This is a genomic window from Streptomyces flaveolus (assembly GCF_044765825.1).
GTDB classification, from domain to species: Bacteria; Actinomycetota; Actinomycetes; order Streptomycetales; family Streptomycetaceae; genus Streptomyces; species Streptomyces flaveolus.
The window spans coordinates 424,821-444,517 of sequence record NZ_JBIWKU010000004.1; the positions used below are offsets into that span (position 1 = coordinate 424,821).

The window sequence follows — 19,697 nt, forward strand, 5'->3', positions numbered from 1 at the left end:
TGAGATGCCCTTCGGTCGGGTCGGGTCGGTGATCTGGTCTTCGGACGGTGCCTCGGCAGGCCGGCGGAGCGGGCGCGGCCGCGGTCACCAGGGGGGCCGGTAGCCGGTGGTGATCTCCCGGCCGGTGTGCCGCCACTTGGGCTCCTTGTCCACCGTTCTGGCCGTGATGGTCCGCAGCCTGCGGATGACCGCGCCGTAGGCGCCACTGGCGGTGCTGGAGAACTTGCCGCCGGGCGGCTCGTCCATGAACGGCATGAACTTGTCGGGGAAACCCGGCATGGTGCAGGCGATGCAGATGCCGCCCACGTTCGGGCAGCCCCCGATGCCGTTCATCCAGCCGCGCTTGGGCACGTTGCACTTCACGACCGGGCCCCAGCAGCCCAGTTTCACCAGGCACTTGGGCGAGTCGTACGACATGGCGAACTGGCCCTGCTCGTAGTAGCCGGCCCGGTCGCACCCCTCGTGGACGGTCGCGCCGAACAGCCAGTTCGGGCGGAGCTTGTCGTCCAGCGGGATCATCGGCGCCGACCCGGCGGCCTGGTAGAGCAGGTAGGTGAGGGTCTCGGCGAAGTTGTCGGGCTGGATGGGGCAGCCCGGTACGCAGACGATCGGGATGCCCGCCTTCGACGTCCAGTCCCAGCCCAGGTAGTCGGGTACTCCCATCGCGCCGGTGGGGTTTCCGGCCATGGCGTGGATGCCGCCGTACGTGGCGCAGGTGCCGATCGCCACGACGGCCAGCGCCTTGGGGGCGAGCCGGTCGATCCACTCACTGGTGGTGATGGGCTGGCCGGTCTCCGGGTTGTCCCCGAAGCCGCACCAGTACCCCTCCTGCTTGATCGCCTCGTTCGGGATGGATCCCTCGACCACGAGGACGAAGGGGTCGATCTCGCCGCGCTCGCCCTTGAAGAACCACTCGATGAAGGTGTCCGCTCCGCCGACCGGTCCGCACTCGAAGTCGATGAGCGGCCAGTGAACGGCGATTTTCGGCAGGCCAGGCAGCACACCGAGGGCGATCTCCTCGATGCTGGGCTGCATGGCGGCCGTCAGGGCGACCGAGTCACCGTCGCAACTCAGCCCGGCGTTGATCCAGAGGATGTGGATCGGCTTCTCTTCCGTGCCGGGCGCGCCGGAGGCGTCCGGCTCGGCGCTGGTGGCCGGGGGTGCTGCGTTCATCAGTGCTCCCAGGGAGGAATGCGGCAAAAGCTGACCAATGGGACCGCGATGTTGCTAAGAATCGGCCACAGCGGTCGCCGCCGCACTCGAAGAGGCCGTCCGGGCGGGCACGGCTTCCTTGCGGACGAAGGCCCGGCGCAGCGCGTGATACGGCGCTTCGGGGTCGAAAAAGATCGTGCGCATGCGTCCGAGTTCACGCTCACGGACCGCGGCCAACGGTGTGCCGCCCTCCCGGCGGTCGCGTTCGGCCTTCTTGTCGGCGAGCCGGGTACGCGCCACCGAGGAAGCCGCCCATCGCTCGGCCAGTCGGGTGACCTCGGCGGTGAACCGGGCGGGAGCGCACTCGATCACCCGGTCGACCAGTCCGATCCTCTCGGCCCGCCGGGCGCTGACGGGCAGCGCCTCCCGGGTGAGCCGTTCCGCCATGCCGGCACCCACCCGCCGCGGCAGGCTGTAGGTCCAGTACTCGGAGCCGTACAGGCCCATGTGCCGGTAGTGCGGGTTGAGCACGGAGCCGGCCCGGCACCACACCTCGTCGGCGGCCAGCGCCAGCATGACGCCGCCGGCCGCCGCGTTGCCGCCCACCGCGCTCACGACGAGGCGGTCCGTGGTGGTGAGGACGGCCTCGACGAGGTCGTTCATCGCGTTGAGGTTGGCCCAGGACTCCGCCGCCGGGTCGGGCGCCGCCTCGATGACGCCCAGGTGGATGCCATTGGAGAAGAAGTCCCGGGCGCCGCCCAGCACCAGCACGGCGGTCGGCCGTTCGCACGCCGCCCGGTAGGCGTCGAGCAGCCGTCGGCAGTGACCGGCGGACATCGCGCCGCCGGGGAACGAGAACGACAGCACGCCCACTTCCCCGGTCTCGCGGTAGCGGATGTCCGACCAGGTGTCGTCGTCCGCGGGCGGCAGGACGGGCGCCGGGACCTCCGGCAGCCCGGACAGCAGCCCGGCCAGGGCGAGCGTGGCCGGCAGCTTGCAGGCGCGCGGCGCGCCGGGACCGGTCCGGGCCCGCAGTTCGGGCAGCCACACCGCGCCGTCCGTCGTGGCCCGGCAGACCGCGCCCGCCCTGGTCGCCAGCAGTTCACCTGCGCGTCCGCGCAGGCGGGGCTCGGCGTGGCCGCCGTGCAGGAACCACTCACGACCGAGCAGTTCGTCGAGGACGCCGGGCTGGGAGTCGGCGGAGCGCAGCTTGCGCAGGACCTCCTCGGTGGGATCGTCGGCCCACGCGATACGCCGCGCCTCCTGCCGCATCGGGGGCCGGCTCCGGGCACCCGGGACTCCTGGCGCCGTGCTCTGCTTCAGGGGGGTGTACCGGCCGGACGCGAACCGGTCGACGGCCGTCAGTACCGCTTCCATGGCGGCGTCGGACAGCTCGTTGCGGTAGAGGTCGCTCTTGCCGGTGCGCGGCACGGGGAAGGTCCGGGTCGCCCACACCGGCCCGGCGTCCATCTCCTCCTCGGCCTGCAGGACCGTCACTCCCCACTCGGCGACGCCCTCGCGCACGGCCCAGTCCAGGGAGGCCGGTCCCCGGTCGCCGACCGGCCCGGGGTGCACGATCAGGCACGTCCGGGTCGTCCACACGTCACGCGGGACGACTGTCTTGAGCATGGGCGCCACGACGAGGTCGGGTGCGTGCCGGTCGACGGCGGCGCGCACGTCGTGGCCGCGGGGCGTCACCTCCACGGCCACGACGTGCCCGCGGTCCCGCAGCTCGGCGTGCACGCGCTGCGTGAGGCTGTTGTAGGCGCTGGCGATGAGCAGGATGCGCATGGCGACCCTTCCGACGGGGTTGCCGGCGGCGTCGAGGCGACCGGCTGCCTGCGATGGTCGGGCATCGGGCGCCGAGAGCGTCGACACGAATCCCGCACGTCACCCGCAGGGGTGACGCTTGTCGCCACATGGCTGCCGTCGCGGCAGGCCGCCGCATCACCCACCGGCGCCTCCCGGCCGACACGCATCGACATGTCGCGAAAGCGGATCGGTGGGAAACTTGAGAGGTCCGAGGCACGGGAAGGTGCCTTTCCACGAGAGCGGACAGGCAGGTCGGCTCATGCCTGAGGAACGCAAGTCACCGAAATCGCCGGACGACCGCGGGGCCGGCCGGCACCAGGGGTCCAAGCACCACGGCTGGTCCCCGGACGTCGACGAGACGCGACAACAGGACAATCCGAGCGCCCGCCGGTCCTTTCACGCCGAGGAGCACGCCCCCTCGCCGGGACCGGGCCGGAAGCGGTCCGAGCAGGAGCGCACCCCGACCCCCGGCGACGTGGCGAAGAGCGACGCGCGACGGGGTGAGGAGCACGGAGCGAAGCCGGAAACGGGTATGCGGGACACCGGCAGCAGAGGCCGGTCCGGCCGGCCCAGCGGCACGAAGGACGACTCCGCCTTCACCGGCGTCGACCCGGACGACGGCGGGAACAGGCGCCGGCCCGGCTGACCGGCGAGGGGTGCGACCGCCCGCGCCCCGCACACACTCGTCGGCCGCCGCGGACAGCCGCGGCGGCCGAAACCACTGGACTTCCCCATGACTTTGCCCATACCGTTGGGGCCACCAACGATATGGGGGTTCCTTGATGCGCCGCGTCCGTTACACGTCCCCCGCCGGCCCCCTGTTCCTCGAGCACGTCCCCGTGCCCGAGCCGGGCCCGGGTGAGCTGCTGGTGCGCTGCGAGGCGGTCGGCGTCACCCTGCCGGTGGTACGCAAGGTCACCGAGGCAGCCGAGCCCGTCCCGCTCGGCGGCGAGGTCGCCGGGGAGGTGGTGGCGGCCGGTGCCGGCGTGACCGGCTTCCGGGCGGGCGACCGGGTGACCGGGCTGTGCTTCGGGCACGGCTACGCCGACTTCGCCGTCCTGCGTCGGGAGATGGCCTCGCCGGTCCCCGACGGTGCCGGTGCGGTCGACGCGGTCGCGCTGGTCCGCAGCGGCCTGGTGGCGCTCGGCGCCCTGTCGGCCGCCCACCCCCGGCCGGGCGAGTCGGCGCTCGTGACGGCCGCGGCCGGTGGGGTCGGCCAGCTGGCCGTGCGGCTCGCGCGGACGCGCGGCGCGGCCCGCGTCGTGGGCGCCGTCTCCGACCCGGCCAAGGCGGACTTCGTGCGCTCCCTCGGCGCCGACGACATCGTGGTCTACGGCGACGACGACTGGGGCGAGCCCGTCGACTACGTCCTCGACGGGGTGGGCGGCGACCTGCTCACCCCGGCCGTCGCCGCCCTCGCCCCGGGCGGCCGGCTGGTGGCGTACAGCTCGGGCGGCGGGACCGTCCGGGCGTACGACCTGCTCGTCGGCGCCAGGACGGTGACGGGGTTCCAGATGGCGCGGATCGCCCGCGAGCGGCCCGAGCTGTACGAACGGTGGCGCCGGGAACTGTGGCGGCTGTTCGCGGACGGGGTGCTCCGGCCCGCCGTGCACGGCGTGTTCGGCCTGGCGGACGCGGCCCGGGCGCACGAGGCCGTCGCGTCGCGGCGCAACCTCGGAAAGGTCGTCCTCGTGCCCTGACACCGGCACGGCGGCTCAGCGGGAGCGCGCCCCCGTGCCGACGGCCGTCCGTGACGCCGCGGCCGGCTCGTCCGGAGCCGGGGCCTCGGGGTCGTGCGCCCGGCGTTTGGCGATGACGGCGCACACCATCAGCTGCATCTGGTGGAAGAGCATCAGCGGCAGCACGGCCAGCGAGGCGTGCGCGCCGAACAGGACGCTCGCCATGGGCAGACCGGAGGCGAGGGACTTCTTGGACCCGGCGAACTGGATGGCGATCCGGTCGGCCCGGCTGAAGCCCAGCGCCCTCGCCCCGTACCAGGTCAGCAGCAGCATCACGGCGAGCAGCACCGCCTCCACGACCAGCAGGCCGCCCAGCCGGACCGGGCTCACCTGGTGCCAGATGCCCTGCACCATGCCCTCACTGAACGCGGTGTAGACGACGAGGAGGATCGAACCGCGGTCGACGAGGCCGAGCACCTTCTTGTGCCGGGCGACGAACCCCCCGATCCAGCGGCGCAGCACCTGCCCGGCGATGAACGGCACCAGCAGTTGCAGCACGATCTCGACCACCGAGTCGGCGGAGAACCCGCCCCCGCTGCTGCCGAGCAGGGCCGCGGCCAGCAGTGGCGTGACGACGATGCCCGCCAGCGAGGAGAAGGAACCCGCACAGATCGCGGCGGGCACGTTGCCGCGGGCGATGGAGGTGAAAGCGATCGACGACTGGATGGTGGAGGGGACCAGGGTGAGGAAGAGCAGCCCCTGGTAGAGGGGGTCGGTCAGGAAGACCGGGACGAGCCCGCGGGCCGCCAGGCCCAGCACCGGGAAGACGACGAAGGTGCAGGCCAGCACGGTGACGTGGAGTCGCCAGTGACGCAGACCGTCCATCGCCTCACGGGTGGAGAGCCGGGCACCGTACAGGAAGAAGAGGAACGCGATCGCGATCGTGGAGGCCCCGGAGGCGACGTCGGCGCCCGCCCCGCGGGCCGGCAGCAGGGCCGCGAGGCCCACCGTTGCGAGCAGCAGCAGGACGTACGGGTCGATCGGCATCCAGCGCGGCCATCGCAGGCGTATCACGGTGCTCCACTTGCTCGTTCTCTTCTTGCTCCGGCGGGGTCACGGGTCCCCGCTCCATCCTGTGCCCCCACCCGGCGATCGGGAATCCGGTACACCGCTCTCACTGCCATCACGTATCGCGATGACCGGGTACGGTGGGGCGCGTGTACGACCCCTCCCAGCTGCGCACCTTCCTGACCGTGGCCCAGACGCTGAGCTTCACGCAGGCCGCACGGCGGCTCGGGCTGCGCCAGTCGACGGTGAGCCAGCACGTGCGGCGGCTGGAGGACGCCACCGGGCGGCAGCTGTTCACGCGGGACACGCACTCCGTGGAGCTGACCGAGGAGGGCGAGGCGATGCTGGGCTTCGCGCGCCGCATCCTGGAGGTGCACGAGCAGGCGGCGGCCTTCTTCGCCGGGACCCGGCTGCGCGGACGGCTGCGCTTCGGGGCGTCCGAGGACTTCGTGCTGACCCGGCTGCCGGAGATCCTCGAGGGCTTCCGGCAGGACCACCCGGAGGTCGACCTGGAGCTGACCGTGGAACTGTCGGGCACGCTCCACGAACAGCTGGCCGCCGGGAAACTCGACCTGGTGCTGGCCAAGCGGCGCCCCGAGGACCCGCGCGGCGAGCCGGTCTGGCACGACCGGCTGGTGTGGATCGGCGCGGAGCGGCTGCGCCTCGACCCGGACCGCCCGGTGCCGCTCATCGTCTATCCGCCGCCGGGCATCACCCGCGCGCTCGCGCTGGACGCGCTGCAACGGCAGGGCCGCGAGTGGCGCATCGCCTGCACCAGCGGCAGCCTCAACGGGCTGATCGCGGCGGCCCGGGCGGGCCTCGGCGTGATGGCGCACTCGCGGGGACTGGTCCCGCCCGGCCTGGTGCGCGTGCCGGACCGGGCCGGGCTGCCGGAGCTGGGCCGCGTCGACTTCGTGCTGGTGCACGGGCGCCGCCGCCCCTCGGCGCAGGGCGCCGCGGACGCCCTGGCGGCGGCGATCCTGGCGGGCGGCGACCGGCTGCACCCGTCCCGGCGCGCGGGACTCGCACAGGTGTGACGGAATCCGGTGCGCCCGCGCTGAAGGAGGAGACGGCGGCATCGCCGGCTCCTTGCCGGCGGTGAGCCGGTCGTACAGATTCGGTGGAGATTACGGCACCGAAACTTACTCAACCGTCAGGAAAGTGTCCGACCCTTCCCCATGTGAGCGCATTTCCTCTCAGTGACCAGCGCGAACATGAGCGCTGGTCGATTCCGCCGGGCCTCCCGTCCCCGCCCCGCGTGGGGTAGCTTTCACCGCGCTGTGCGGGGCGTCACCGGGAGCGGGGAGCGGGGTTTGCGCGAGTTCACCAACCCTCCGACGGCGTCGGCACCACCGGTGGGCGGTCTGGCCGACGTGGTCTTCCGGCATGCCCAGGAAGACCCGCAGCACATCGCCCTGGGCCGCAAGGACGAGGACGGGCGGTGGCGGGACGTGACCGCCGGCGCGTTCCGCGACGAGGTGCTGGCCCTCGCCAAGGGCCTGCTCGCCCAGGGCATCCGGTTCGGCGACCGGGTCGCCATCATGTCCCGCACCCGCTACGAGTGGACGCTCTTCGACTTCGCCCTGTGGACGATCGGTGCCCAGGTGGTGCCCGTCTACCCGACGTCCTCGGCCGAGCAGTGCCTGTGGATGCTGTACGACGCCGAGGTGACGGCGGCGGTCGTGGAGCACGAGGACCACGCGATGACCATCGCCACCGTCATCGACCGGCTGCCGCACCTGCGGGGCCTGTGGCAGCTCGACTCCGGCGCCGTCCAGCAGCTGTACGACGCCGGCGCCCACCTCGACGACGAGGTGGTGCACCGGCACCGGCAGGCGGTCACGCCCGACTCGGTCGCCACCGTCATCTACACCTCGGGCACCACGGGCCGCCCCAAGGGCTGCGTCATCTCGCACGGCAACCTCATGTACGAGGCGGACACCGTCATCAGGCGCTGGGAGCCGGTGTTCCACTCCAAGAAGGGCGACGAGGCGTCGACCCTGCTGTTCCTGCCGCTCGCGCACGTCTTCGGACGGATGGTGGAGGTCGCGGCGATCCGGGGCCGGGTCCGCTTCGGTCACCAGCCGCAGCTGAACGCCGCCGCGCTGCTGCCCGACCTGGCCGCGTTCCGGCCGACGTTCATCCTGGCCGTGCCGTACATCTTCGAGAAGGTGTTCCACGCGGCCCGGCGCAAGGCCGACAAGGAGGGGAAGTCCGGCCCCTTCGAGAAGGCCGTCGACGTGGCGGTGAAGTACGCGGAGGCGGTGGAGGCCAAGGCCTGGGGCATCGGCCCGGGCCCGTCGGCGGGCCTGCGCATGCAGCACCAGCTGTTCGACAAGCTCGTCTACACGAAGGTGCGGGCAGCGATGGGCGGACGCATCCGCAACGCCATGTCGGGCGGCTCGGCGATGGACCGGCGGCTCGGTCTGTTCTTCGCGGGCGCGGGCGTGCAGATCTACGAGGGCTACGGCCTGACCGAGTCCACGGCGGCGGCCACCGCCAATCCGCCCGAGCGCACCCGCTTCGGCACGGTCGGCCTCCCCATCCCGGGCGTCACCGTGCACATCGCGGACGACGGCGAGATCTGGCTGAACGGCGGCAACGTCTTCCAGGGCTACCTCAACAACCCGAAGGCCACCGACGAGACCCTGCACGACGGCTGGCTGGCCACCGGTGACCTGGGCTCACTGGACGAGGACGGCTACCTCACCATCACCGGCCGCAAGAAGGAGATCCTGGTGACCTCCGGCGGCAAGAGCGTCTCGCCGGGGCTGCTGGAGGAGCGCGTCCGGGACCACCCGCTGGTCAACCAGTGCATCGTCGTCGGCAACGACCGCCCCTATGTCGCCGCCCTCATCACCCTGGACCAGGAGGCGGTCGACCACTGGCTGACGATGCGCAACAAGCCCCGGATGTCCGCGGCCGAACTGGTGCACGACGCCGACCTGGAGACGGAGGTGCGGCGCGCGGTCGTCGCGGCCAACACGCTCGTCTCCCAGGCCGAGTCGATCCGCACCTTCCGCATCCTGGCCCAGCCCTTCACCGAGGAGCACGGGCTGCTGACCCCGTCGCTGAAGCTCAAGCGCAAGGCCATCGAGAACGCCTACGCCACCGAGGTCGAAGCCCTGTACCGGGCATGAGTTTCGCGGTCAGGAATGCACGACGCCTCGTGATCGTTGACGATGGGAGTACCACCTGACCACAACCGAAGGATCAAGAGCTCGTGAGCAGCAAGGTCCCCCCGATCATCCTGAACAACGGCGTCGAGATGCCCCAGCTGGGCTTCGGCGTCTGGCAGGTGCCGGACGACGAGGCCGAGACGGCCGTCGCCACGGCCCTGGAGGCCGGGTACCGCAGCATCGACACAGCGGCGATCTACGGCAATGAAGAGGGCACCGGCAAGGCCATCGCCGCTTCGGGCGTCGCCCGCGAGGACCTCTTCGTCACCACCAAGCTCTGGAACAGCGACCAGGGGTACGACTCCACCCTGCGCGCCTTCGACACGTCGCTGGCCAAGCTCGGCCTCGACTACGTGGACCTGTACCTGATCCACTGGCCGCTGCCGTCGAAGAACCGCTACGTCGACACGTACAAGGCGTTCGAGAAGCTGTACGCCGACGGCCGGGTCCGGGCCATCGGCGTCTCCAACTTCCTGCCGGAGCACCTGGAGCGGCTGATCGCCGAGACGTCGGTCGTCCCGGCCGTCAACCAGATCGAGCTGCACCCGCACCTCCAGCAGCACGCCGCCCGCGAGTTCCACGCGAAGCAGGGCATCGCCACGGAGGCCTGGTCCCCGCTCGGCTCGGGCAAGGGCATCCTGGAGATCCCGGCGATCGTGGCGATCGCCCAGAAGCACAACCGCACCCCGGCCCAGGTCGTGCTGCGCTGGCACCTCCAGCTCGGCAACGTCGTGATCCCGAAGTCGGTGACGCCGTCGCGGATCAAGGAGAACATCGACGTGTTCGGCTTCTCCCTGGACACCGAGGACCTCGCGGCGATCAGCGCGCTGAACGAGGACCGGCGCCTGGGCCCGGACCCGGCGGAGTTCGACGTCGCCTGACCCGCATGCGCACCGAGGGGCCCGGTCCGCGCGGACCGGGCCCCTCCTGCCTGTGCCGCCCGGGTCGCCGCCGTCAGTCCGCGGGCCGCACCGCCGTGTAGACGGTGTGCGCCAGCAGGACGAAGACGTCGGGCCGCCGGTGCACGCTCGCGGCGTCCCCGGGGTCGAGCAGGCGGTCGAGAGTGGCCCGGTCCTCGGCGTCGAGGCCCTCGCCGAAGCGCTCCCGCACCCGGGACAGCGAGGCGGCGACGTACGCGCGTGCCTCGTCGGAGACGGGCGCGGGCAGGTCCAGCAGGAAGCTGCGGGTGCCGGTGTGCTTCAGGCCCGCCGCGGTCAGCAGCGCCGGCCAGTCCTCGGCCTCGGCCACGGAGCCGGGAAGGCTCGCGCGCATCTCGGCGAACGCGTCCTCCTCGGCGGCGTGCAGCCGGGCCTGTAGCCCCGGGCGCCCGATGCCGATGTCCCGGGGCAGGAAGCGGGCGGGCAGCCCGCCCTCCAGGATCGCCAGCGTGCCGCCGGGGGCGAGGTGTCCGGCGAGCGCGGCGAGGGCGGCGCGCTGGTCGCCCAGGTGGTGCAGGCTCTGGCTCGCCCACAGCAGGTCGGCGGGGTAGTCGAGCTCGCCCAGGACGCCCGGCAGCTCACCGGTGAGGGTGCCGAAACGGTCGGCGACGCCGAGCCGGGCGGCCCGGTCGCGGGCCCGCTCCAGGAGGGGGCCGGCCCCGTCGACGGCGACGACCCGGGCGCCCGGGAAGGCGTCGGCGAACAGACAGGAGACGACGCCGGGTCCGCTGCCCACGTCGGCGATCAGTCCCGGCTCGGTCACCTCCCGGGCCAGCCAGGCCATCGCCCGCCGGTACAGGGGGGTGAACAGCTCCGCCTGCGCCTCCAGCAGGGGGGCCATCGCCGCCCAGTCGATGTCGTGATCGTGGTCGTGGTGATGACCGGGCTCGTGCCGGTGGTCACGCCTGTCAGGGTGGTCGTGCTGGTGGTGGTCGTGCGCCATGCCGGTCAGCCTTCCGTTCGCGAGGCCGTCAGGGTGCGACGGCTCACCGCGCCGGGGCAAGTCCTGTTGCCGCAATCGCAAAACGACCGTGCGGGGTCCGGCCGTGGGAGGCCGGACCCCGACGGTGTCTACCTACACCCGGGCCCGCTCACGGCAGGGGCGGGTAGGCGTTCTTCATCAGCTCCTGGAACTGCGCGGAGAACCACTTCCCGGAGAGCGGGGCGTCCGGGAGGGCGCCGGACATGCTGTTGCCGTTGCGGGCGTTGCCGGTGTACGTCGGGTCGCACATCCGGTCGAAGCCCTTGCCCTCGTTGTTCGGGATCTCCTTGCTCGCGCCGTCCGACTCACCCGGCGGCTTCATCCACACGTAGGCGTCGATGCCCGGCTCGGGGTTGGCCCGCGGCCGTTCGCCGAGGCCCGCTCCGGACTGGTTGCACCAGTTGCCGAGGTGGATGCGGCGGTCGTAGCGGCCGCCGTTGACGTAGGTGTCGACGTTGGTCGTGGCACCGGGGCCGGTGGGCCGCTGGGTACCGCCCCAGCCGTTGCGGGAGGTGTCGATGAGCATGCCGATCTTGCTGTCGAACCCGATCGACACCAGCTTGTCGCGCATGGCCTGGGCGTAGGAGAGCTCGTCGGTGTAGCGGTTCCAGTCGACCCACTTGGACTGGCGCACGGACGTGCCGTTCACGCTGTCCGTGATCTTGAAGTGGTCCTCCTTCAGCGCGCTGTAGTTGGCGGTGTTGACGATGAATCCGTGGACGTCGCTCAGGGTCGCGCCCTCGGTGGTGGCGGCCGTCTTGAACATGTCGGCGGAGGGGCCGAAGTTGTCGTCCCAGCCGAGCCAGCCGTGGTGGCCGGCGTCGATGTAGTTGTAGACGTTGCCGATGTCACCGAGCTTGTTCAGGGCGTAGCCGACGCCCTTCTGGTAGTTGCCGTTGGCCTTCATCACGTCGCAGTTGGGCACGGCGGTCGGCCGGCCCGAGACGTTGGTGACGAGGTTGGGCAGGGAGTCGATCTCGACCGTGGTGACGATCCGCAGCGAGGCGTACTTCGGGTCGGCGAGGATCGCGGCGATCGGGTCGATGTACTGCGTCTTGTACTTGTCGATCTCCGTCGGGCCCAGCTCGCCGTTGGAGGCCAGGGCCGAGCAGTCACGTCCGGGCAGGTTGTAGATGACGAGCTGGACGTACAGCTCGCCGGAGCCCTTCTGCTTCAGCGCCTCGTCGAGGTGGTCGCGCAGGCCCATGCCGCCGTTGACGCCGTTGATGGCCGCGATCCGGTCCAGCCAGACACCGGTGGGCTGGTTGGCGACCCGGCTGCCGCCGGGCTCGGCCGCCGCCTTCGCGGACCACTCCGGGTTCACGTATCCCTTGGCGCCGGCGTAGGGGTTGTCCACCCGGCCGGACGGACCGGTGGGGTCGGTCGGGTCCGTGGGATCCGTCGGGTCGGTCGGGTCGGTCGGTCCGCCGTCGACGTTGCAGGTCACGCCGTTGAGCGTGAAGGTCGCCGGGATCGCGTTGCTGCCGCTGTAGGTGCCCTGGAAACCGAAGCTCGCCGAACCGCCGGTGGCGAGCGTCCCGTTGTAGGACTCGTTGGCCGCCGTGACGGCGGCACCGCTCTGGCTGACCTTCGCGTTCCAGCTGTTGGTCACCTTCTGGCTGCCGGCGTAGGTCCACCCCAGCGACCAACTGGAGGTGGCGGCGCCGTTGTTGGTGACGGTCACGGCGGCGGTGAAGCCACTGCCCCAGTCGTTCTGCACCTTGTAGTCGACGGTACAGGCGGCGGCCGCCGCGCCGGCGCTCGCGGAGTGGGCGGCGAGGGCCGTGCCGGAGGCGCCGGCGACCAGCGTCAAAGCGGCGAGCATCGCGGTTCTGGTCCGGGTCATGAGTGGGGGTTCCTTCTTTCGTCGGGGTGCGGGTGCGGTCGTACGGGGCCACGCGCATGCCGGGCGCGGGCCGCTGCCGGACGGCATGGGGGCGCCGCCTCGGTCACAGGCCGGGAACGGCCCGCGGGCAGCGGCAGGCAGCCCGCGGGGGGAGCTGTGCACCGGTACATCGGACGATCGCGCGTCGGACCGGCCGCAACGGCGGCTAAAAGTCCTGAACGCGGGAGGTGGAGCGGGGGGTGTCGCACGAGCGACTCCTTGCAGTTCGGGCGCGCCGTGACGGACGCGCCGACTGATGGAACCGCTCCCACTGGTGCAGCGAAGGTAGCGCCAAGTGACGGCAAAGAACAGAGGAGTTACCGACTTTCCGTCCGCGCCGACTGTCGAATCTTTTCGACTCTTCACACACCTTGACCGCCCGGGACCCCCTCCGCACTATGGGAGCGCTCCCACTGGTTCAAGGCTTGTCGCTCCTCCCCCACTCCCCCCTCTTCGAGCCGCAGGAGGAACCAGCACCATGCATCCCCGACGCAGACGCAGACGCCATGGCACGCGGCGCCTGTGGACGGCCGCGGCGGCGGCCCTCGCACTTCCCCTGACCATGGTCGGAACCGGGTCGACTCCCGCTCGGGCGGCGGCACTTCAGTGCAGCGTGGACTACCGGACCAACGACTGGGGTTCCGGCTTCACCGCCGACCTGACCCTCACCAACCGCGGCACCGACGCCATCGACGGCTGGACGCTGACCTACGCCTACACGGGCGACCAGAAGCTGACGAACGGCTGGAACGGCACCTGGTCCCAGTCCGGCCGGACGGTCACCGTGAAGAACGCCTCGTACAACGCGCGGGTCGCGGCCGGCGCCGCCGTCTCCACCGGCGGGCAGTTCACCTACAGCGGCACCAACACCGCGCCCGCGAATTTCGCGGTCAACGGCACCCCGTGCACCGGCGCGCACCAGCCGCCGATCACCGTGCTGACCAGCCCGGAGGCGGGTGCCGTGTACTCGCAGGGTGAGGCGGTGCCCCTGGCGGCCACGGCCGCCGCCGCGGACAGCGCCACGATCAGCAAGGTGGAGTTCTACGACGACACCACCCTGCTCGGCACCGACACCAGCGCGCCCTATACGTACTCGGCCTCTGGCTTGACCGTGGGCAGTCATTCCCTGGTGGCGAAGGCGTACGACAGCATGGGCGCCTCCGCGGACTCCACCCCGGTCGGCATCACCATCGCCTCGGGACCGGCCGTGGTCGCCACGCCCGGCCAACTGGGCGTTCAGCAGGGCAAGTCGGGCACGTACGAGGTGAAGCTCTCCAAGCAGCCGGCCGCGAACGTGACCGTGACGACGGCGCGGGTGAGCGGCAACACCGGCCTGTCCGTCACCGGCGGGGCGAGCCTCACCTTCACCCCGTCGAACTGGCAGACCGCGCAGAAGGTGACCGTGGCCGCCGGCGCCTCCGGCACCGGCTCGGCGGTCTTCGAGTCGACGGCCCCGGGGCACGGCAAGGCCGCGGTGACGGTGACGCAGCTGGCGGCGGCGAAGGACTACGACGCCCGCTTCCTGGCGCTCTACGGCAAGATCACCGACCCGGCGAGCGGCTACTTCTCCCCGGAGGGCATCCCGTACCACTCGGTCGAGACACTCATCGTCGAGGCACCGGACCACGGCCACGAGACCACGTCCGAGGCGTACAGCTATCTGCTGTGGCTCCAGGCGATGTACGGCAAGGTGACCGGCGACTGGTCCAAGTTCAACAACGCCTGGGGAATCATGGAGAAGTACATGATCCCCACGCACGCCGACCAGCCGACCAACTCCTCCTACAACGCATCCAAACCGGCCACCTACGCCCCCGAGCTGGACACGCCGGAGGAGTACCCGGCGAAGCTCGACGGCACGGTGCCGGCCGGCCCGGACCCGATCGCCGGTGAGCTGAAGTCGGCGTACGGCACGGACGACGTGTACGGCATGCACTGGCTGCAGGACGTCGACAACGTCTACGGCTACGGCAACTCGCCCGGCAAGTGCGAGGCGGGTCCGTCCGACACCGGCCCGTCGTACATCAACACCTTCCAGCGCGGCGCGCAGGAGTCGGTGTGGGAGACGGTGCCGCAGCCGACCTGCGACGCCTTCAAGTACGGCGGCAAGAACGGGTATCTGGACCTGTTCACCGGCGACGCGTCCTACGCCAAGCAGTGGAAGTTCACCAACGCCCCGGACGCCGACGCGCGGGCCGTGCAGGCCGCGTACTGGGCGGACATCTGGGCGAAGGGCCAGGGCAAGGGCTCGGAGGTCTCCGGGACCGTCGCCAAGGCCGCCAAGATGGGCGACTACCTGCGCTACGCGATGTACGACAAGTACTTCAAGAAGGTCGGCAACTGCGTGGGTCCGGCGAGCTGCCCGGCCGGCACCGGCAAGGACTCCTCGCACTACCTGCTGTCCTGGTACTACGCCTGGGGCGGTGCCACCGACACCTCGGCGGGCTGGGCCTGGCGCATCGGCTCCAGCCACGCCCACGGCGGCTACCAGAACCCGCTGGCCGCGTACGCCCTGAGCAGCTATGCCGACCTGAAGCCCAAGTCGGCGACGGGCGCGGCGGACTGGGCCAAGTCCCTCGACCGGCAGCTGGAGTTCTACCGCTGGCTGCAGTCCGACGAGGGCGCCATCGCGGGCGGCGCGACCAACAGCTGGGCGGGCCGGTACGCGACGCCGCCGGCCGGTACGCCGACCTTCTACGGCATGTACTACGACGAGAAGCCGGTGTACCACGACCCGCCGTCCAACCAGTGGTTCGGCTTCCAGGCCTGGTCCATGGAACGGGTCGCCGAGTACTACCAGCAGAGCGGTGACGCGGACGCCAAGGCGGTCCTCGACAAGTGGGTCGACTGGGCGCTGTCGGAGACGACGGTCAACCCGGACGGGAGTTTCCGGATCCCGTCGACGCTCCAGTGGTCGGGCAAGCCCGACACCTGGAACGTCACGTCCCCCGGTGACAACGGCGGCCTGCACGTCACGGTCGCCGACTACACCAACGACGTCGGTGTGGCGGCCGCGTACGCCAAGACCCTGACGTACTACGCCGACCGCTCGGGCGACACGCAGGCGGCCTCGACCGCCAAGGCGCTGCTCGACGGCATGTGGGCGAACAACCAGGACGCGCTCGGCATCGCCGTCCCGGAGACCCGCGCCGACTACAACCGCTTCGACGACGGCGTCCATGTCCCGAACGGCTGGACCGGCACCATGCCCAACGGCGACACGATCGGCGCGTCGTCGACGTTCTCCTCGATCCGCTCCTTCTACCAGGACGACCCGGCCTGGTCGAAGATCGAGAGCTATCTCGCGGGCGGTGCCGCGCCCACGTTCACGTACCACCGGTTCTGGGCGCAGGCGGACATCGCCCTCGCCATGGGTTCGTACGCGGAGCTGCTCGAATAGTCCCCGCGGAGCGCTCCGCGGACGGGGCGGTCCTTCGGCTGCGGGCCGTGCGTGGCTGGTCGCGCAGTTCCCCCGCGCCCCTGGAGGGGCGCGGGGGGCCACCGCCTCTTCCCCGGTAGCGCTCGACGGCTTCGCGTGCTCGGTCCCGTCACCGGACGACGGGACCAACCTGCCGGGCGTCCCTCGTCCACGCCGAGGGACGCCCGGCCCCCGCATGTCCCCTGCCGCGCGCTACGTGATCTCGCCCGTGAAGATCGCGGTGTCCGATTCGAAGTCCGGGACGACCTCGATCTGGAGGAGCTTCTCGCCCTCGGGGAGCTCGCAGCCCCACGGCACGTTGATCGACCGTCCGGCCAGAAGCTGGGTCTCGGGACCGCCGTTCAGTCCGGTGGCGCTGTCGAAGACGGCCTCGCTGCTGTGGCCGTCCTTGCCGTAGGAGCAGTTGACGGTGAGCGCGGTGGCGTCGAGCGTCTCGCTGCCGCCGTTGTCGACCTTGACGGTGAACCTCACGTACGGCGTGCTCTCGGGCATGGCGGTGTCGGTGGACACCGCCCGCTTGAAGCCGGAGAGGCCGACGTGGACCTGGCTGTCGTAGGTGACGGTGTCGCCGAGGGCGTAGACCCCGTCGTCGGATGCCTCGGGGGCGGGTTCGGTCGCCTCGTCGGCCGCGGTGGTGTCCCCGGTGCCCACGGTCTCCGTCACGGTGACCGTGGGCGCCGGCTCGGCCTCGTCGCCGCCGGTGACACCGACGGTGACCGCGGCCGCGACCGCCGCGGCGACGACGGCCGCGGCGACCGCGATGAGCGCGGTCCGATTCTGCTTCGGGGGCTGCGGAGGCACCGGCGGCCAGTAGGGCGGCGCGGGCGGCGGCGTGGTGTGGTTGCTCAAGTTTCTTCCCCCGGAGGCGATGTCGTTGCGTGCTACATCATCCCCCGGAAACGCACCCCGTGAAGATCCCGTGACGAAATCGTGTCGGCACCACGGCACGCCCCGGTCCGCGCCCTAGCCGAGACTGGCACCGAACTCCCCGTTCTCGGCTTCCTCCGCGGAGAGCTGCACGGTTCCGCGGTGCGAGACCTCGACCTTGTAGAACTTCTCACCCTTGGGGACGCCGGGGACGGCGACGTCGAAGGCGCACGTGCCGACGAGTTCCTCGCTGTCGCCCAGCGCCCCGGTGGCGATCACGTCGCCGCTCGCCCCGTACACGGTGACACCGGCGCCTTCGCCGATGTCGTCGTAGCCGCTGTCGTAGCCGCCCGAGCAGCCGCCGTCGCCGTCGGAGGTGACCTCGTCGGTGAGGGTGAAGGTGCCCTCGAGGGTGAACGTCGCGGGTTCGCCCGGCCCGCTGTGGGCGGTGATCGCCCAGATTCCGCCGACGACTCCGGCGCCCACCGCCAGACCGAGGAGTCCGGCGGCGAGCGGGCCGAGTCTCTTCGCCTGCGCGGCCGGCGGCACGGCGGGCAGGGGAGGCGCGCCGGGCACGGTCGGCGGCTCGGCCGGGGCGGCAGGGGCGGGCGCGGTGGTGGGCTGTTCGGGAATGCTGTCGGTCATGGTCCCCCCAGGGATGTACGGAAACGGGATGCTATCGCCGCACGTCACCGCGGGAACCTGGCCTGTTGAAGATTCACCGATTCGAGATCGGGAGCGCCCCGGCCTCCTGACCGGGGCGTCCGCGGTCAGGGGGTGAACACCGCCGGCCTCGGGGCCGTTGCCATTCCGGCGCCGATGAAGAAGCTCGGGTGGGGCGGCTGGTTGTACGCCGTATTTTGCCAGGACAGGGCCGTGCGGTACTGGGTGTCGTGCAGCAGGGTCGTGATGCGGGTGTCCGTGTCGTACGGCGTGGAGTAGATGCGCAGGGCCCTGTTGTCGCCGGTCCGCCAGACGACCTCCTCGCGCCAGTCGCCGAGGATGTCGCCGGAGAGGACCGGGGTGGCCTTCGTGCCGTTGTTCGACGCCACGCCGGAGCCGGTGAGCAGGCGGGTGTCGCCGGAGGTGCCGTACTTGTCGATGCGGGTGCCGTCGAGGAGTTCGCGGACGGGGTCGCCGTCCCACCAGGACAGGAAGTTGGCGCTGGAGGGCTTGCGGCTGTTCACCACGGTGCCCTTCGGGTTGCGGATGCCGCTCTCGGCGGACGACCAGGACTCGGCGCCCGCGCTGCCGGACCAGATGTCGGCCGAGACGCCCCGGCCGTTGTCGCCGCTCGCGGGAGTGGACCAGATGACCTGGCCCGTGCGCGCGTCCGCCATCCAGGACGAGGGCTTCGAGCCGTCCTCGTCCACCTTGAACTCCTCCAGGCCCGCGCGGGACGGGTCGAGGTCGCCGACGTGCATGGCGTCGCCGTGGCCGTTCCGCGTGGTCCACAGGGCGTTGCCGTTGTCGTCGACGGCCATGGCGCCGTAGACGATCTCGTCCCTGCCGTCGCCGTCGACGTCCGCGACGGACACCTGGTGGTTGCCCTGGCCGTCGTAGCCCTTGCCGCTGTTGGTGGAGGAGTTGGTGTCGAAGGTCCAGCGGCGGGTGAAGGCGCCGCCGCGCCAGTCCCAGGCGGCGATGACCGTGCGCGTGTAGTAGCCGCGGGCCATGACCAGGGAGGGGCGGGAACCGTCCAGGTACGCCGTTGCGGCCAGGAAGCGGTCGACCCGGTTGCCGTAGGAGTCGCCCCAGGAGGAGACGGTGCCCCGGGCGGGGACGTAGTCGACGGTGCCCATGGCCTTGCCGGTCTGCCCGTTGAACATCGTCAGGTACTCGGGTCCGGACAGGACGTAGCCGGAGGAGTTGCGGTGGTCCGCCGAGGAACTGCCGATGACCGCGCCGGTGCCGTCCTTCGTGCCGTCGGCGGTCTTCATGGCGACCTCGGCCCTGCCGTCGCCGTCGTAGTCGTACACCTGGAACTGGGTGTAGTGGGCGCCGGAGCGGATGTTACGGCCCAGGTCGACGCGCCACAGGCGGGTGCCGTCGAGCCTGATGCCGTCGACGACGGTGTTGCCGGTGTAGCCGGACTGGGAGTTGTCCTTGGCGTTGGTGGGCTGCCACTTGAGGACGATGTCGAGCGCGCCGTCGCCGTCGAGGTCGCCGACGGAGGCGTCGTTGGCCTCGTAGGTGTAGGCGACGCCGTCGGGGGTGGTGCCGCCGTCGGGCGGGCTGATCGGGACGTCCTTGTAGCCGGACCGGAACTGGATCGCGTGGACCGAGTCGCCCTGCTCGGTGCCGTTCACCACGGCACGGACCGTGTAGTCGGCCTGGGAGGGGGCGCCGGCGTGGAAGTAGGTGGTGGAGCCGGTGACCGGGCTGGAGTTGACCTTCGTGCCGGCCCGGTAGACGTTGAACGCGACGTCGTCCGGGTCGGTGGCGAGCCAGCGCCAGCCGACCAGATTGCCGTCGCCGGTGTGGACGCTGACCACGCCCCGGTCGAGGGCCTCGACCTGGCGTGCGGTGGCGGCCTCGGCGGTGCCCGGGGCCAGGGTCGTCAGACCCGCCCCGACGAGGCCGGCGGCGGCGAGCGCTGCGGCCAGGACGAGGGGGCGTCTGCGGTGCTTGCGGGGGTGCCTCACGGGACGAACCTCCTGGAGGACGGATGCATTCCGCCTCTCGGTCGCCACCGG

The 19,697-nt window shown here is 71.4% G+C and carries 14 protein-coding genes; 6 read left to right on the forward strand and 8 right to left on the reverse strand.

Features of this window, described 5'->3' with window-relative positions:
• Positions 1-84: 84 nt before the first annotated feature.
• Positions 85-1,173: an NADH-quinone oxidoreductase subunit B family protein gene (locus tag ACIRG6_RS15070; RefSeq protein ID WP_318215247.1), complete on the reverse strand. Its 1,089-nt coding sequence runs from the start codon at positions 1,171-1,173 to the stop codon at positions 85-87.
• A gap of 54 nt (positions 1,174-1,227) precedes the next feature.
• On the reverse strand, positions 1,228-2,943 hold the full coding sequence (locus ACIRG6_RS15075; protein ID WP_403322875.1) for a hydrogenase maturation protein: 1,716 nt from the start codon (positions 2,941-2,943) through the stop codon (positions 1,228-1,230).
• A 280-nt stretch (positions 2,944-3,223) separates the two neighbouring features.
• Between ACIRG6_RS15075 and ACIRG6_RS15080 the strand changes: the two genes are divergently transcribed.
• Together ACIRG6_RS15080 and ACIRG6_RS15085 are read left to right on the forward strand one after the other, a co-directional pair.
• Positions 3,224-3,610, forward strand: coding sequence for a hypothetical protein (locus ACIRG6_RS15080; protein WP_403322877.1), 387 nt, complete (start codon positions 3,224-3,226; stop codon positions 3,608-3,610).
• Positions 3,611-3,746: 136 nt separating this feature from the next.
• Positions 3,747-4,664: a quinone oxidoreductase family protein gene (locus ACIRG6_RS15085; RefSeq protein WP_403322879.1), complete on the forward strand. Its 918-nt coding sequence runs from the start codon at positions 3,747-3,749 to the stop codon at positions 4,662-4,664.
• 15 nt (positions 4,665-4,679) lie between these two features.
• Here the strand turns inward: ACIRG6_RS15085 and ACIRG6_RS15090 are convergent, their stop codons facing one another.
• A complete protein-coding gene (locus tag ACIRG6_RS15090) occupies positions 4,680-5,690 on the reverse strand; it encodes a bile acid:sodium symporter family protein (protein ID WP_403323142.1) in 1,011 nt (336 codons plus the stop codon).
• Between the two features lie 170 nt (positions 5,691-5,860).
• Between ACIRG6_RS15090 and ACIRG6_RS15095 the strand changes: the two genes are divergently transcribed.
• From ACIRG6_RS15095 to ACIRG6_RS15105, 3 genes are all read left to right on the forward strand, one after another.
• Positions 5,861-6,748: a LysR substrate-binding domain-containing protein gene (locus tag ACIRG6_RS15095; RefSeq protein WP_350714960.1), complete on the forward strand. Its 888-nt coding sequence runs from the start codon at positions 5,861-5,863 to the stop codon at positions 6,746-6,748.
• A 276-nt stretch (positions 6,749-7,024) separates the two neighbouring features.
• Positions 7,025-8,851: an AMP-dependent synthetase/ligase gene (locus tag ACIRG6_RS15100; protein ID WP_364677015.1), complete on the forward strand. Its 1,827-nt coding sequence runs from the start codon at positions 7,025-7,027 to the stop codon at positions 8,849-8,851.
• Positions 8,852-8,934: 83 nt separating this feature from the next.
• Entirely contained in the window at positions 8,935-9,771 is an 837-nt protein-coding gene (locus ACIRG6_RS15105) for an aldo/keto reductase (RefSeq protein WP_403322882.1), read from the forward strand.
• 73 nt (positions 9,772-9,844) lie between these two features.
• Here the strand turns inward: ACIRG6_RS15105 and ACIRG6_RS15110 are convergent, their stop codons facing one another.
• Complete coding sequence (locus ACIRG6_RS15110) at positions 9,845-10,771, reverse strand: class I SAM-dependent methyltransferase (RefSeq protein ID WP_364677011.1); 927 nt, start codon at positions 10,769-10,771, stop codon at positions 9,845-9,847.
• A gap of 148 nt (positions 10,772-10,919) precedes the next feature.
• Positions 10,920-12,656, reverse strand: a complete 1,737-nt coding sequence (locus ACIRG6_RS15115; RefSeq protein ID WP_364677009.1) for a glycoside hydrolase family 6 protein — start codon at positions 12,654-12,656, stop codon at positions 10,920-10,922.
• Positions 12,657-13,173: 517 nt separating this feature from the next.
• Here ACIRG6_RS15115 and ACIRG6_RS15120 point away from each other — a divergent pair.
• Positions 13,174-16,095 (forward strand): glycoside hydrolase family 48 protein, encoded by a 2,922-nt coding sequence (locus tag ACIRG6_RS15120; protein ID WP_403322885.1) that lies wholly within the window; start codon positions 13,174-13,176, stop codon positions 16,093-16,095.
• Positions 16,096-16,326: 231 nt separating this feature from the next.
• On the opposite strand, the gene ACIRG6_RS15125 is transcribed toward ACIRG6_RS15120, so the two are convergent.
• The 3 genes from ACIRG6_RS15125 to ACIRG6_RS15135 form a co-directional block, all read right to left on the reverse strand.
• A complete protein-coding gene (locus tag ACIRG6_RS15125; protein WP_364822897.1) occupies positions 16,327-16,983 on the reverse strand; it encodes a hypothetical protein in 657 nt (218 codons plus the stop codon).
• A 114-nt stretch (positions 16,984-17,097) separates the two neighbouring features.
• On the reverse strand, positions 17,098-17,646 hold the full coding sequence (locus ACIRG6_RS15130; protein ID WP_403322889.1) for a hypothetical protein: 549 nt from the start codon (positions 17,644-17,646) through the stop codon (positions 17,098-17,100).
• 125 nt (positions 17,647-17,771) lie between these two features.
• Entirely contained in the window at positions 17,772-19,646 is a 1,875-nt protein-coding gene (locus ACIRG6_RS15135) for a rhamnogalacturonan lyase (RefSeq protein WP_403322890.1), read from the reverse strand.
• Positions 19,647-19,697 lie beyond the last annotated feature (51 nt).